At 51.4% G+C, this 13,826-nt stretch carries 17 protein-coding genes (1 of these 17 running past the window's edge); 4 read left to right on the forward strand and 13 right to left on the reverse strand.

All coding sequences use genetic code 11. The features are described 5' to 3' along the window. From EOV40_RS09680 to EOV40_RS15535, 4 genes are all read left to right on the forward strand, one after another. Positions 1-1,410, forward strand: the 3' portion of a protein-coding gene (locus EOV40_RS09680) for an FUSC family protein (protein WP_128105793.1). The gene continues 426 nt to the left of window position 1, outside the view; 1,410 of the gene's 1,836 nt are visible here — the last part of the coding sequence; its start codon lies off the left edge, out of view; its stop codon occupies positions 1,408-1,410. A gap of 63 nt (positions 1,411-1,473) precedes the next feature. Next, a complete protein-coding gene (locus EOV40_RS09685; RefSeq protein ID WP_050818424.1) occupies positions 1,474-1,680 on the forward strand; it encodes a hypothetical protein in 207 nt (68 codons plus the stop codon). A 628-nt stretch (positions 1,681-2,308) separates the two neighbouring features. Continuing rightward, on the forward strand, positions 2,309-2,533 hold the full coding sequence (locus EOV40_RS09690) for a YccJ family protein (protein WP_128105794.1): 225 nt from the start codon (positions 2,309-2,311) through the stop codon (positions 2,531-2,533). A 152-nt stretch (positions 2,534-2,685) separates the two neighbouring features. Then, a complete protein-coding gene (locus EOV40_RS15535) occupies positions 2,686-3,138 on the forward strand; it encodes a MucR family transcriptional regulator (RefSeq protein ID WP_128105796.1) in 453 nt (150 codons plus the stop codon). Positions 3,139-3,370: 232 nt separating this feature from the next. On the opposite strand, the gene EOV40_RS09705 is transcribed toward EOV40_RS15535, so the two are convergent. From EOV40_RS09705 to EOV40_RS09765, 13 genes are all read right to left on the reverse strand, one after another. Beyond that, positions 3,371-3,571, reverse strand: a complete 201-nt coding sequence (locus EOV40_RS09705) for a hypothetical protein (protein ID WP_128105797.1) — start codon at positions 3,569-3,571, stop codon at positions 3,371-3,373. A gap of 1 nt (position 3,572) precedes the next feature. Further along, positions 3,573-3,953, reverse strand: coding sequence for a hypothetical protein (locus tag EOV40_RS09710; protein WP_128105798.1), 381 nt, complete (start codon positions 3,951-3,953; stop codon positions 3,573-3,575). Continuing rightward, complete coding sequence (locus EOV40_RS09715) at positions 3,950-4,300, reverse strand: hypothetical protein (protein WP_128105799.1); 351 nt, start codon at positions 4,298-4,300, stop codon at positions 3,950-3,952. The genes EOV40_RS09710 and EOV40_RS09715 overlap by 4 nt, the downstream gene beginning before the upstream one ends. Positions 4,301-4,526: 226 nt before the next feature. After that, positions 4,527-5,000 (reverse strand): hypothetical protein, encoded by a 474-nt coding sequence (locus EOV40_RS09720; RefSeq protein WP_128105800.1) that lies wholly within the window; start codon positions 4,998-5,000, stop codon positions 4,527-4,529. Next, entirely contained in the window at positions 4,997-5,503 is a 507-nt protein-coding gene (locus tag EOV40_RS09725; protein WP_128105801.1) for a hypothetical protein, read from the reverse strand. Before EOV40_RS09725 ends, EOV40_RS09720 begins: the two co-directional genes overlap by 4 nt. A gap of 56 nt (positions 5,504-5,559) precedes the next feature. After that, positions 5,560-8,271 carry an SGNH/GDSL hydrolase family protein gene (locus EOV40_RS09730; protein WP_128105802.1) on the reverse strand — a complete coding sequence of 904 codons (2,712 nt, stop codon included), beginning with the start codon at positions 8,269-8,271 and terminating at the stop codon, positions 5,560-5,562. Positions 8,272-8,342: 71 nt separating this feature from the next. Continuing rightward, the gene (locus EOV40_RS09735) at positions 8,343-8,921 is read right to left on the reverse strand and encodes a phage fiber-tail adaptor protein (RefSeq protein ID WP_208729155.1); all 579 of its coding nucleotides are present in this window, start codon (positions 8,919-8,921) and stop codon (positions 8,343-8,345) included. A 226-nt stretch (positions 8,922-9,147) separates the two neighbouring features. Next, entirely contained in the window at positions 9,148-10,533 is a 1,386-nt protein-coding gene (locus EOV40_RS09740; RefSeq protein ID WP_128105803.1) for a hypothetical protein, read from the reverse strand. Between the two features lies 1 nt (position 10,534). Continuing rightward, positions 10,535-10,774 (reverse strand): hypothetical protein, encoded by a 240-nt coding sequence (locus EOV40_RS09745; protein ID WP_128105804.1) that lies wholly within the window; start codon positions 10,772-10,774, stop codon positions 10,535-10,537. 83 nt (positions 10,775-10,857) lie between these two features. Next, positions 10,858-11,181 (reverse strand): hypothetical protein, encoded by a 324-nt coding sequence (locus EOV40_RS09750; protein WP_128105805.1) that lies wholly within the window; start codon positions 11,179-11,181, stop codon positions 10,858-10,860. Beyond that, the gene (locus EOV40_RS09755) at positions 11,171-12,091 is read right to left on the reverse strand and encodes a DUF2612 domain-containing protein (protein ID WP_244296881.1); all 921 of its coding nucleotides are present in this window, start codon (positions 12,089-12,091) and stop codon (positions 11,171-11,173) included. The genes EOV40_RS09750 and EOV40_RS09755 overlap by 11 nt, the downstream gene beginning before the upstream one ends. Positions 12,092-12,153: 62 nt before the next feature. Next, complete coding sequence (locus tag EOV40_RS09760) at positions 12,154-13,365, reverse strand: baseplate J/gp47 family protein (RefSeq protein ID WP_244296883.1); 1,212 nt, start codon at positions 13,363-13,365, stop codon at positions 12,154-12,156. A 38-nt stretch (positions 13,366-13,403) separates the two neighbouring features. Next, positions 13,404-13,820 (reverse strand): hypothetical protein, encoded by a 417-nt coding sequence (locus tag EOV40_RS09765; RefSeq protein WP_244296885.1) that lies wholly within the window; start codon positions 13,818-13,820, stop codon positions 13,404-13,406. Between the last annotated feature and the right edge of the window lie 6 nt (positions 13,821-13,826).

The following is a 13,826-nucleotide window of genomic DNA, read 5'->3' on the forward strand; positions in this document are numbered from 1 at the left end:
GCCATTATGCAGCCAGACAATATTTTCGATATCGCCATGGCTCGAAGTTCCTACATTATCTTGGGAATTGTGTGTGAAGCCACTTTGGCCGTGCTGTTTATGCCAGGCCTACAGGAACAGGCGCAAAAACGCCTTTTAGAGCGCCTGAAGACAACCCTGTTAAGTACAAACCAAGGCATTGCCTCACTTATCCATCACCCTCGCGCCATTACACTGGAACCTGCATTATCTGCACTTCTCACTGCCAATGCCCGTGCAGAATATGATGCTCTGGAAATGGGCCCGCATTCTCACGCGGCAGACCATGCACGTGCAGCTTTTGCTGGCATGATTACCATGTTGGCCCGCGGATATGGCCTTGCCCTGACGCATCAACTCACACCAACAGAACACACCATGCTGGCTGATGAAGCAGCTATCCGCGAGCATATTCAGGCCTGTATGTATCCGAAATCTAGGGATCATTTCCGTTTCAGGCTGCAATCTCGCAGGCATGCCGTAGAAGCCATGGATAACGGTATCCGGGCCTGTTTGGGCATTTTGGGGGCATGGCTTGTATGGGAAGTAACCGCATGGCCCGCAGGCCCTACGTTTTTTTCTTTTGTCTCGCTCGTATATGGCTTGCTGGCCACGCGTGAAAATCCACTTTTGGCGGCGGCCCCATTTTTTAAGGGTGCTTTATGGTGCGGGCTTATTGCCGCTTTATACGCACTACTGGTTATACCCGCCATAACGGCACCAGAACTTCTGGTTCTGTTCCTGTTTATTCCGATGATTATTGGCGGGTTAGCTGCGCGGCATGCACACACAGCGGGATATGCTTTTTCATTCAACATGTTCCTGCCCGTGCTGCTTGGACCTGCCAACCAAGGGCGATTTGACGAGCAATCTTTTTTCAACACCACTTTGGCGTTTCTGGGAGCTGTCTTGTTCGCCCGGTGGACTTTTCTGATTATCTTTCCCTTCCGGCTTGATTCTCACATGCGCCGCACGCGCAGATGGATAGAAAAAAGCCTGAATCATCTGGCCCGTACAGGTGATAAAACCCTGCCCCATATCTGGCTTTCGAGAAATGCAGAAAGCCTTGTGCGAATTATCAATACTTCCAAAGCTCTCCCTCAGGAGAAAACGGAACATTATATTCAGGAGCAGATCATTTACATGGTGAAAGGCCTGTATCTGATTTTTCTGCGGGATACTTTGAAGGACAAAACACTTCCCGAGGCTTTAAAAACCGAGATCAAAAAAATCCTTCGGGTCTGGGCCTCCGGCAGCCCTTTACGCATGCAACAAACGCAGGATTTTCTCAACAGACTGAAACAGGAAGATTTCCCACCTTCTTCTCCAGACCACACGCGCATGGAAAAAATATGCACGTACCTGCATGTTCTGGCTGCCCCTATGAAATAGTGGCTTTTCAGCCTTGTTTACGGTTTTACATATTTGCGGCTGAAAAACTCAAAACCAGAAAGAATGCACCGCATGCCCAAACCTGAAAACAAGACGCCAACCACAGATCGGGCAACCCAACGGGCTTCTACATCTCAAACAGGTGCCAACTTAGGGAGCGGCGCAGGTATTACCGCGTTTTTAGGTTTTATCGGATTCATTGCATCCCCTCGCGCCAGCCTGCGAAGCCTACTGGAAGATGCAAAAGACCATTACCGACGCAAAAAGTAATGCCTACCAAGGCAAACCGTATAACTCCAACGTTGGAAGCAGACGGTCTCACCGAGACCACAAAAGTGTCTAACTTTTGCAGACAGCGGCGAAAAACTATCAATAATTTTAAGGAATGGTGGACCCGGCGCAACAGTAATAATTGATATATTACAATAACTTACACTGTCTCACTAAAAAAATACACACATGGAAAACCAAGGGTTCCAGAGGCTAAGTGTCTAACCTTTTTGCCCCAAAACCCGATTCCTTTCCCCTTGTACCCATCCCCAACCCGTAATAGAATCATGGGGCTGTTTCTGGGAACGCTCGGTCGGGGATGGAAACATAACGCCGGTAAAACTGAGGGCCGCCGCTAGACGGTAGCAAGAAATGCAGAGAGATCTGGACGGCGCGGCCTTAGTCGTGTGGCATATCTCGCAGTCGGTGGAAGCCCGGCAACTATTCGGTATTCCCCAACAGTTCAGTCCCCGTTATAACGCCCACAAGCCAAGAGCCTGTCCGCTACCTATGGCGGCTCTTGGTCAAAAAAATCTGGAAATTTGATTTTCTCTATTGCGCTATATACGCAATATGCGTATATAGAAATCACCGAGGCAATGAAGCCCGGTTAATGAGGAATTAACCCATGACACACTTTTCCAACGAAATCCGTTCCTTCGCTGACAGCCGTGAAACCTCTTACGAAATTGCTCAGGCAATTTTCGATCTATTCCCAGGCAACGAAGAAAACGTTTGGGAAGAACCTTCAGACGCACAACGCACTGCCATAGTTTCTGCGGCGTGGGAAATGGCTGATGCAGATGAAGATAGCCTAATCTGGGGCTGTGAGAAATTCAGCCGTGACGCCTGATAGATTGAGAGAATGCCTATCCCTGCTGCATTGGTCGCAGCGGGGGCTTGGAGCCATATTAAACCGCCAAGAAGGCACTGTTCGTCAATGGGCGCGAGGAACGGTTCGCGTACCAGATGATGTCGCATACTGGCTAGAGGTGATGGCACAGCATGCAGAAAAAAATCCCCCTCCCGTTCGCCAGTCGCGCTGATGTTGACGCTTACCTGAACGGAGAGGATATTGAATGCCTATTATGTGGCCGCAGATTTCTTATCCTGTCAGGGAAGCATCTGAAATCTATTCATGGCGTTACGTCTAATGAATATCGCAAAATGTTCTGCATACCAGCAGGCCGTGGGCTAGCGGGATCAATCTACCGGAAACAAAGATCTGATATCGCCCGAAACCTGCACAATACAGGCAGAATCAATGCTAACCCCAAAGTGGCGTCAGATGCGGCTCGCGCTTCCGGACGTGGGCAGCGGGTGGCATGGGATATTTCCGAGCAGGCCGAGAGGGCCGCCAAAATAGACCGCCCACAAATCCCGCCTGGGAGCAAACGTGCTGATGGGAGAGACGCTCTACGGGCACGTGAATATCAGAGAAAATATAGAAGCCGCTAACCTAACTACCCCGAATTTTATTCCAAAAATCTGACCGCAACACTAGCAGCCGCCAGCCTACCGCAAAGATGATGATGGCGAGGAAGACTCCCCCGCCACCCAAAACCATCCCGCACTCAAAGTCCGGCGTCATTCTGAATTGCTTGCCAGATAGGCGATTATGAATGCGCCGCTGCATAGACCGCCGATAAATCCAGCGATAGCCGTAGCGGTAAAAGCAATTGCCGTCATGTTACGCCTCCTGGATGGCCGCATTATCGGCCTTGCACTTGGCAAAGATGGCATGAACATCCGCCACACTCGGCCCGGTCTTGCTCTTGGATTGCTCCAGGGCTTCCTTGACCGTTTCATACACTTCCGGCCCGTATTTTTCGGCCAGACCGGCCACGGTACCAACTACGCCCAGGATGGCGCTGATTTCTGCTGCGTTCATGTTATTTGCTCCCGCCAATAGCTGCACAGGCATCCGGCGTGGTGCCAGTTTTCAGGCCTACCCAGCAGGTTTCGAATGATGCGAAGTCTGTCTGTAATGCGTTTACTGCTGTTTGCGTGATGCTATCGCCGCCTTCAATAGAGGTTTCCAGCGACTGAATTTCATTGAACACGGTCTGACTGGCTGCCTTGGCAATGGCCTTCTGTGTATCGGTCAGCGCCACACCGGGCACTTTCCCGGCCATTACATCCGGCATAGGATTGGCCAACACATGGTAGGCGCTGTCCACATCGAAAACAGTCTGGTTCAGTTTGGCCTGCTTTGTCGTGCCGCAAGCTGCAAGGAGAGGCAGTAGCCCCAGAGCGAGAATTGCTTTCTTCATTTCGTATCGTCTTTCGGAATGGTCACAACGGAACCGGGGCCTGCTTTGGGTGGCTCAGCTTTGGAGGACGCTGCACCTCGCAGCATGACGGCTGCGTTGGCCGCATACTTCCAGTTGAGAGCAAGGAAATTGATGATCCGGTAAACCAGCCACAGTTTGCCTGACTGATTGGCTGGAAGTGGGATCAGGGTTGCCGCAAATCCTGCCGAGGCAAATACAGCGCAGGCATACAGAACCCACGTTGCTTCCGGCTGCGGTAAGGCTGCAATAAGCGTGGGCATGGACAAGCCCGCGGCAACTGCTTTTGCCGTCTGGGCAATGTTGGTTTTTGCGGGGGTGTCAGCCATGCGACACCCCTCCCCGTAAACTGACAGGCAGCGTGTTTACTTCCACCATCTCAATCACGAGGTTCCCGTTTGGGCTGCGGTGGGTGCTCCGGCGCAATTCGGCCAGCACGATTTCTGCGGTACGCTTGGCTATGCGTTCGCATTCGGTTTCGGTGAGAAACACCGTCTTTGTCCTTTCTGAGTAATCGCCATGCCAACTGACGCATAAGCGGCAGGAGAACTCGCCTCATGCATTGATGGCCTGCTGGAATAGAGATGTGTTTGTGCTGGCGTTGGCCTGCCCTAGCTCGGTGTTGTAATACCGCTTGTGATAGGCGCTGAGGGCCGCGGCATCTGTGGCTGAGGGTAATGGTTCGGGAGCGCGCAGGTATTTCACCCGCGCCATCAGAACGGCGTAACGCAGGTTCCACACCATTATCCCCGCATCGGGCAGACCAGAGAGGCAGCAGGTTGCGAGTATGCGATTTGCTATATCAGGCTGGTAGCGCAGGTAATTTGCCCAGCAATCATTGTGAGTTGCGGGTTCCATTTGCGCGATGCCAAGCGCGGGCCCGTTAAGCTGTTGCAGCCATGCTAGGCCGCTTTCAACCACGCAGGTGCCAGTTAGCAAATTAACGGATTTATCGCCTCCTAGACTGACTGCCTCAAGCGCAGGCCTGACAATCAGGGACTTGAACTGGGAAAGATTTAGGCCAGTCATGCCACCTCCATTTCACGCGGGGGAAGAATGAACTGCGTTGTCTGAGGCTGTGGTGCGGGCTGCGTTGGCACATCCCACGGCTCACGTAGGTGCAGCCACTTCACCCAGATTGTGCTGGCCACTTCCTGATCGGAAAGGAGAGTAGAACCAATCGCAGCACCAAGTGTGCAAAACAGCCCCACAATAACCGCAAGTTTTTTCCATCGGCGCAAACTATCTTCTGCCAGTCTGTTGCGCTCTTCCTGCGCGCCAGTATGAGCCGCCAACTGGCGTGTAAGATCGGAAAGCTGAATACCAATTCTGTCCATTCCAGCATTAGTGGCTTGCTGCCTAGCATTCCCTTCAGCTCGCACCGCAGCAATATCCCGGCTGATGCTATCCAGTTTGCCATCCGTCACATCCTGCCGCCGCTCTACGGCCGCAAGGCGTTCCTCATGATCATCCAGACGTGCGTGGACGCCATCAGCCGCGCAGGGGGTGCCCGCGCTCTGTTCATCTGTCATTTGTTATCCAGTTAAGAAGACCTATGATCTTAAAATTTAAGGAAATTCTCTAAATTTTAAGACCACGTGGTATCAAACGCTATCCTGCGCCATTTACCGTCACGACAAATATAGAGATAATTATCGTCAATCCGCACTTCGCCGTTATTCCCGCCATCGGTGGGCGATGCTGGAGCGGCAGTAGGAGGGTTTAGATAGACAGTTTTGGTTTCCCCATCAACAGCAACACCCAATGTGTTTCCGCAGATATTAACTGTTTTATTGAATAGATGAGATGTGAAGTGAGTAAATGTATAGAATTTATCAGAAATAGACACGTATCCACCCTGACCAATAGTGGAGTCTAACCCGCCATTAGTATAGGCCATTAGATATGTGCCGGCACTGCCTGAGCCCGGTTGAATTGCGATATTTAGGCCCCCATTATCATACCACAAATATGAACCGGGCGCGGTTGTCGGTTTTCCCAGAATGAAATTGCCATTTGTCCCAGCAAACGAGCCTGTCTGCAAAACAGGATTTTGCTCGTAACTGTAAACACGCCAGACTTGGTCACGCACTGCACGCCACTGCGTATCCCGCACCCCTTGGCTGTTCATGTGGTAAGCATTGGAACCGCCAATTAGCTGAACATTCCCGTCAATTTCGGAATACAGATCGTAGCAAGGTGTTGACGGAACATAGCGATGTACGTCTGGGCCCGGACGAGACCTATCACCAACGCAAATCCGGTGGAATTTAATATTTTTCCCGCCAATCTGCGACATTGTGAGGGAATATTGCCGCGCATCCAGCGGACGCGCCATCAGGATATCACAAACGGTTGCCAACCCCGTTCCGTAATAAAACAGAGGGTAATTTGGATACCAAGACGGGTTGTTTGTGAACGGGGTGAAAACACGCACGCGAACACGCGCCCCTACTGCCTCCACGCACATCCTGACAGGATTGCTCTGCGATACATTGGCGGGGATTGGAATATTTGTGGTTTGCTTGTTCGTGTTGGGGTCAATCACACCATCACTATAAGACCACGTGATAAAACCACTCGCATCGTCAAACCAAACGTAAACACCACAATCAAACGTAATGTTTAGTCCGTCATTGCCCATTGGGTTTAGCGCAACAATAAACGTGCCGGGAATTGCATCTAGATCAAAAGCCAGTGATGCATCAGTGCATTCATCTGCATACGTGCCGACAGCAGACGGGGCATGAGGCATTTCCCATTTGCCGTTTGCATAATTGTCAGAAGACAGTTCAAGCCAATTTTCATAAGAAGGCAGAGATGTTCCTGCAAGAGCGGGCACCATAGACAGAGCAACGTCTTCAGGGTCGTATCCGTCACGCGCTGATGCAACGTATCGGTCAAAATCAATATACCCAAACCCATTAGCCTGACAGTAGGTTTTGAGCCACCCAACTGATGCCTGAAACGCCCTTTGCCATGCCTCTGTGTAATAAGTAAGTTCACTTTCACCCGGATCTACAGCATTGGAGTAGGACGGACGATAAGTAACGCCGAAAATAATGTCAGGAACTTTTTCCTGTGATTTCCAGAAATTAACCGCAGAATATACATTGGCTGGAGAAAAATTCGGGATATCGTTGCCCAGAAAATGCAATATCACTACGTCAGGATTTTGGCGCGCACAGCATGATTGCCAAGACTCGCCGCTTTTAGGGTCTTGCCAATCTGGGGCACCATAATTGGGGTTGATAAAATCAGACCAATGGGTTCCACCAATGGCCATATTGCGGTGGTCTATTTTAACTCCGGGGTTATCCCGTTTGAGCATTTCGACAATCGCGTTTGGGTAAACAGCTATTTCGCACGGGTCGGACGCAATAGCGCCAATACTATCCCCCACGTTCATAAAAATGACTGCGCCGTTATCCCGTGCGGCGATACCTGCCTGTTTTAGATGCTCAGGGCCAACCGTAGGATTAAATGTGTCAGGAGCAGACCCATACGCAGACCAGTGAACGTAATTCCCCCGGTTGTTAGTCTGCCCATTTACAACAGTTTTATCGTCCGTCACCGGGATGGAATGATTTGCTGCACTAAGATCGTCAGACCCATCTAAAGCCAAATCAGTGCCCGCAGGAATAGTGATTTTTCCACGCCCTGATTTATCTGCTGCGATAAACTGCTCTGTAACAGTAGTGCCCGCAAAATCAGCAACAGATACAATATCGGCCTGTCTGTCAGACAGTGCGCGGGGTGCAGTAGCGCCCTTTGCTATGCTGATAGTTTTAGACGCATCGCCACCAGTTGCCTGCACAGCACCTGCGGCCTGAGAAACGGCATCACCCAGTGTATTGCCACCATTCCCAACCGTTGCTGTCTCATCAAGTGGCAGTAACGGCTTGAGCTTTGCGGGGGTAGCAGGTGTTGTGCCAGACGCGGCGGTCGCGGGGGTGATGGCCAACGAGCTCTCGCCTTGCAAAAGCAGCTGAGCTTTGCTGTCCAACTGAGCTGCGCCGCCAGCAACACCCAGCTTATCGTTCATAGCCTGCGTGGCATTTTTGTAAGATGCATCAGACGCCGCCTGTGCAGTTGTTGCTGCATTCTCTGCAGCCTGAACTGCGGCTGGGATTCCCGCTGCCTCAGATACAGCCCCGCCAATAACACCTACAGGGACTTGCTGCGCTTCCTGTGTCCCATCAGGGTTTTTCACAACGCCCAGAACATTATCAGTTGCGGCAATGGTCGTAGCAACTTTCAGGGCAGTAATTGGAGTTCCAGATTGGGTCGTACCGGACATTTTCCACCTAAATTTGGGCACAAAAAAACCGGCTCTATGGCCGGTTGAAATTCGGGAGATTGCTAATCAGGTCAAGCAATCAGGAGTAGATCAGACGCGACAGTCTCGATGTTTTGCCCCAGAGGCACGCCGCCCGCGTCTAGTATCTGGGTGCCGTTAGGAAGCAGCAGCGTATCAAACGACTGCGTGATAGTGCTGCCCAACGTCAGGATCGTCCCGCTTGGGGCTCGCATTGCATTGGGAGGTACAGGCGTGCCGTCTGGCAGCACCGGAACCGCGCCGGATGTCGCGCCGGAAAATCCTGCTGATATGGCGAGCTGCACATCCTGACAAATCACCCGGCCCTGTTGTGTGGTGACGGTCACGCGCACAGTCTGCATAGTATCCGGCGGCCCTGATCCCAGAAACACGCTTACGAGGCCGTTGACGATCGTTACCCAAAGGACCTCAAGATCATCATTAGATCCAGTGGCTGTGGGAACGCTGACAGAGGCAGAGGCCGCATAGTCGCCGGTGCAGCGCAGAACCGCAGACAAGTCGAGCGAGAAATCAAACCGGTCCACGCTCGGCTTCGGGGCCCACGCAATAATGATAACATCCGGGACCAGTCCTCGTGCGCGCAGGTTGGCCGGGGGCGCAATAGGTATCACTCGAGATTGTGCAGGCTGCCATACTGGGGATTGGATTGGCGCAGTCATGGCGTAGAGGCAATTGTTACCGCAGATGCATTCGGAACAATGACATAATAGCAATCGCCCCCCTCATCAGAGCACCGATACGCCATTAACCTCGGGAACCATTTTGGTTCAGAGTATGACGTAAACACTGCAGAATTAGACGTCACCGTGACCGTCCATGTGGTTTGCGTATCAGCCATTATGAACTCGTATCTGTATAGGTGCTGGAATACACGGTGCAGCTGGTGCCGAGGAGTTTTGCGCCAGCGCCGGATGAAACGGGGCCGTTGTTCACAGGCGGCGGGATATTATACGTCTGCGGGCCGTAATAGCCGTTTACTGTATATGTGCCGTTCGCTGCATTCACGTATCCAGATGCAGCCGCCGTGACGCTCCCTAATGAGACACCTAGAAACTGGGTGTAAATGGCCTTTGATATGTAACTTTTGTCTTCTGCATCGCATAACAATGCGCCATCTGAGATGGGAGTTATGGACCCTAAAACGCCTGAATTACTCAGGCTGTATGGGGTTAATTTTGTGAGATCAAAGGCGATTAGGTTGGGGTTTGTATCGTCCTCAGGTCCCCCAACATACAAAATATTCAGAGCCGGATCGGCTGCGATATTTGTATATCCCTGCGTCCCACTCAATTGAGTGATGGATTTAGTTTTATCCGCCGGGAGATAATACGTATAAGGGTTGGCGGAACCCTCTGCTGCATCCGATATATAGATCAGATCATTGTTGTAGGGAACGATATCGCCGGATAGCGCAGGATTTCCCGAGAACGTATTAACTAATGCCCCCGCAGTGCTGAATGTGTATATCGTGCCTTTGTCCTGAGACACTGCCCAGAAATGATCAGCATTGCCGCTGTAATAAACTCCGCCAATAGACAATGACGTATAGTTTGTAATGCTCTTGTCTTGCTTGACGATAAACGCGCCAGTGACAAGAGAGCCGTCATCTAGCGTTGCGCAGTCATAAAATACAGTCTGATTGATATTCTCGCGAAACACGAGTGTAGCAGAGCTGCTCCAGTATTCTACGGTGCCGTTACCCACAAGCCAGAAAGAGTTCCCTGCGGATGGAACAATGACTGCGCTATTTATTTGGGTTTGCACCTTAACCGGAGATGCGCCTACCTGAGCAAAAAAGTAATATACAGATGATGCATCCACGACAAAGCCGTTTCCATTCAATGGCACGGATTTATCCCAGATGCTCATATCTACAGAATACGCATTTAACGTTCCGCCATCAGCTCCGTATTCGTAATACTTGCTTACCGTGTCAGAGCCCATCGCGTTATACGCGCCAATAATCCTCTTATCGGCTGTGATGAGCGTGCGTAAGGCTCCCCCGCTTGCATTCTGCATCAGATTATTGCCTGGGCGCATTCCGGCACAATCACTGCGCACAATTTTAACTGCGTCAGCGGATGGTAAGAGCTGGACCATATCGTTTTTGTCGATATTGCTCCGCGCGGTGATGGCGACCTTTACCTCGCCATTTCCCCCTGAGCCGCCGCTACCATCGCCTGTGACAGTTACAGAGGAAAAATCAGAACGGTAAATCCCCATATCAATTCCCCTCAAATCCGTGGACACGGGCGCTGCAAACGCCATACTGATCAAAAACGTAAATGCTCTCGCCGGGAGAAATCACCATCCCTGTGCGCTCGTAAACATTCCCGGAATTTACGGTCTGATTGTATTCAACGTAATCAGCGCTTGTGATGCCGCTTGCATCAGACGCATTGGAAATGGCAACACGCACGCCATTAGTTTCAGCAGTAGACATATTGCAAAATGCAATATTCATTGTCGCAGGGCTGCTCCCGCTATTTGTGTAAATCTTCACAAACTTTGCGACAGGAAGGGATGCATTCCACCCGTTGGATGCCATTAGATTTGCCCCATAAAATAGAGATACGGTGCTGATGCCGCTAACTGGTTTTTGAATGTGTTGGAGAGTGCCGATTTGAAATTATTTTCAAATGTCGGAACATCACCATTATCAAGCGTATCGTTCCCGCTCTGGTCTGCGGTGTATTGCCCAATCATCGCAGCCACAAACGATGTTTGTCGTAACGCTGTATTTACGGACGTGGCATCGGCTATCCCGACCTGATACCCAAACGAGACCTCGGGCTTGGCCGACCAGACGGCAGGCGCATATGTGTTCGCGCCAGTTCCAGACGCGAATAAAACTATCTGATTAGCTGGCATGAGTTATCCAGTTGCACTGAGGAAAAGTGAGCGTGGCTTTTGTGACCGTGCCAGAGCTGCTCGTAATGACAATTTCATTTCCGCTGGCAGATATGCCGCCCAATGGCGTTTGCAGAGAAAATGAAAGGCCGCTTATCACACCGTCAGAAAAAGAAATGCTTGGAGCATCTGTGCTCTGGGTTGCCGCGGCATAGTTCGAGAGCCATACCCCAACCCCACTCCCATCTCGCCCGTTCGCGCCTAAAGGCAGAGTGAAATTCCCCGACTGTACATCTTCAGAGGCAAACGCAACACGCACCATAAACGCGCCATCTGGGGGCTGCTCACCCACAATGAGCGCCTCGATCCCCGGACACCATAGACCCAGAGATGCAGGTGTTAACGCCTGCGCCGCCCATGACGCTTCGTTCCACCCTGCAAAAAATCCCGCTTCCAGATTGAATGCAAAGACCTTGCTGCTCGGCGAAACTATGACATTTCTGGTTTTGACACCTGCCGGCCTGACATCCACCATGTCAGACAAGATGGCAGCCTGCCATTTGGGCGCGATACTTCCCAGCAGGGCAATGTCCTGCGACATATCAAGGTTGTCTCGAATGGCAGCAGACCCATCCCCGCTCAGGATTTGATCGTACGCAGCCTCGGTTCCCTGAATAGTGCCGTCCCAGATATTTGCGGCAGCCCCAGCGTAAAGCAATTTTCTGTAGTCATCATCACCAAGCGTAACAACCTCAGTGCCCTGTATCCCGTATCGGATGCCGTAGGCGGGAACAGTTAGAGTACGGGGCTGTCCAATTATGCGCCCCCATACATCCAATCCCCATCCAGTTGCGGTTCTGATATTCCAGACGCCGTTATACCATTCGTCAATCAAGGCCTGCGGATCTATGGCCTGATTCCAACCCTCCAAGATTGTCGTAATCCGCGCACTACACGCGTATTGAGACAATACAGTTTTGAGGTAATCGCGCATTACACAACCGAGACGGTTATATTTTCTGGGAGAATTTCAGGGATGCTGTCAGCGCCGACAGAAATGAACAATCCTGACGGCTCAGGAGATAATCCCATAGTAATACTGAGAAGCTTTGCCCATGACCCTATGCCCTGCACAATGTCGTAAAACTGGCTGGCGTAGAGCATGCTATCGATTTTCAATTCATATTCCGAACCCTCCCCGTAAAATGCATCGATAATTGCATCTTGCACGAGATTGGAAAAATTATTCGGCGTGGAAGCTGATTTCACCAACACCACAGATAAAAAGACGGGTGCCTTTTGAGCGCGGGAGAACAAAACCGTCTGCGCACCATCTGCCGCATTATTATCGACAACCGCAGTCGTGCCGGTATAACCGCACCCCGCAGGCTTTTTTTGACGTATCGCCGCGGCCACGTCCGCATCCGACCCGCCATCTACACAGACATACACAGAATGCGGGCTAATCGTGACGTCATCTACCGTGATGGGCGTATCATTCGGATTGTCGCATGCGTACGCATCGTTTACGCCCGCAACAGACAGAACGGCACCCCGGATAGCAGACACAGATCCAGTAGCATTCTTGGCAACTGATGCCCGGCGGCGAACTTCAAAATGCTGCCGCCCCTCAACATCAGAGCCAATGATACCATCTGCAGCATTGGATACAGATGAGAGCCCGACAACAGACTGATATATCTCTATCGTATTTGCTGGGCACGCGATTGGCCCCGTTACGGTGCAGGCAAAATCGCCAGCGCCAGCTCCTGTTGCATCCAGCGTGATATCGTTAGCCGCTGCATATGTGTTGCCATTGCCATCCTGAACAAGCGTACCCTGTGGGATCACGGCATTCGCCGCGCCCGAGCACGCCACAGAAACAACGGTAGACGTAGCAGGCAACCTTTCTAGGAAATAGATATCCCCAATGGCATCCTGCATACGGCCAGAAGCACGCGCCGGGTCCACCCCATTAAACACGGCCAGCATCTGATCATATGCATCACCCAGAATGGCCGTTAGCGTCATAGCCAACTGCCCTTGCGGGGTGGAAAGCGCCGTATTCAGATTATTGCCAAAGGCCGCATTGATATCCGCCAATGCGCCGGAAAGTATGTCTGTTTCTGCAGGGGATACAAACCCGGCATCAGTAAGGGATGGCGCAGGAACAGATGTGGTGCCTGTGGTGAGGGTATCAGACATAGTAATTCCTGAGCATCATTTTCTGAAATATGCAGGCGTTATAATAATACGTCACTGCTATTGAGCGCGCTCTGGTCAAGGGTGAAGTATGTGGTGGACCCGAATCCGATACCTAGCTGCGTTCCATCGGTGAGTTTTAGTAAAATTTGCCCAGTCAGTTGGCGCGAAATTGTCATTGCAGTCAGGACGCATTGAGCAGATTCAACTAAGGGAACTGTTTTGGCTTCTGCCTCAACATCTGATCTGAATACCGGGGCAGACTGCGTGCGGCCTAGAATGTTATTCAGATAAGGCAGTCCTAGGTCCGTATCATACCAGCATTCCCCTTGGAACACGCGCACGGCAGATGCTGTATCCTGCGCTACCGCATAAGGCGCATCAGCTACTGCAATATTACCAGACGCGTCAGCGACTAAATCCCAAGAGGATCGGTCGAGTAGCAAAGTCGAAGGCATGTTGGA

It is taken from the genome of Acetobacter oryzoeni, from assembly GCF_004014775.2.
Lineage (GTDB): Bacteria > Pseudomonadota > Alphaproteobacteria > Acetobacterales > Acetobacteraceae > Acetobacter > Acetobacter oryzoeni.

What these genes read in the sequence shown, in the direction of transcription:
- EOV40_RS09685 (WP_050818424.1), top strand. Translation starts at nt 1,474, where the DNA reads ATGCACCGCATGCCCAAACCTGAAAACAAGACGCCAACCACAGATCGG.
- EOV40_RS09690 (WP_128105794.1), top strand. Translation starts at nt 2,309, where the DNA reads ATGACACACTTTTCCAACGAAATCCGTTCCTTCGCTGACAGCCGTGAA.
- EOV40_RS15535 (WP_128105796.1), top strand. Translation starts at nt 2,686, where the DNA reads ATGCAGAAAAAAATCCCCCTCCCGTTCGCCAGTCGCGCTGATGTTGAC.
- EOV40_RS09705 (WP_128105797.1), bottom strand. Translation starts at nt 3,571, where the DNA reads ATGAACGCAGCAGAAATCAGCGCCATCCTGGGCGTAGTTGGTACCGTG.
- EOV40_RS09710 (WP_128105798.1), bottom strand. Translation starts at nt 3,953, where the DNA reads ATGAAGAAAGCAATTCTCGCTCTGGGGCTACTGCCTCTCCTTGCAGCT.
- EOV40_RS09715 (WP_128105799.1), bottom strand. Translation starts at nt 4,300, where the DNA reads ATGGCTGACACCCCCGCAAAAACCAACATTGCCCAGACGGCAAAAGCA.
- EOV40_RS09720 (WP_128105800.1), bottom strand. Translation starts at nt 5,000, where the DNA reads ATGACTGGCCTAAATCTTTCCCAGTTCAAGTCCCTGATTGTCAGGCCT.
- EOV40_RS09725 (WP_128105801.1), bottom strand. Translation starts at nt 5,503, where the DNA reads ATGACAGATGAACAGAGCGCGGGCACCCCCTGCGCGGCTGATGGCGTC.
- EOV40_RS09730 (WP_128105802.1), bottom strand. Translation starts at nt 8,271, where the DNA reads ATGTCCGGTACGACCCAATCTGGAACTCCAATTACTGCCCTGAAAGTT.
- EOV40_RS09740 (WP_128105803.1), bottom strand. Translation starts at nt 10,533, where the DNA reads ATGGGGATTTACCGTTCTGATTTTTCCTCTGTAACTGTCACAGGCGAT.
- EOV40_RS09745 (WP_128105804.1), bottom strand. Translation starts at nt 10,774, where the DNA reads ATGAATATTGCATTTTGCAATATGTCTACTGCTGAAACTAATGGCGTG.
- EOV40_RS09750 (WP_128105805.1), bottom strand. Translation starts at nt 11,181, where the DNA reads ATGCCAGCTAATCAGATAGTTTTATTCGCGTCTGGAACTGGCGCGAAC.
- EOV40_RS09760 (WP_244296883.1), bottom strand. Translation starts at nt 13,365, where the DNA reads ATGTCTGATACCCTCACCACAGGCACCACATCTGTTCCTGCGCCATCC.
- EOV40_RS09765 (WP_244296885.1), bottom strand. Translation starts at nt 13,820, where the DNA reads ATGCCTTCGACTTTGCTACTCGACCGATCCTCTTGGGATTTAGTCGCT.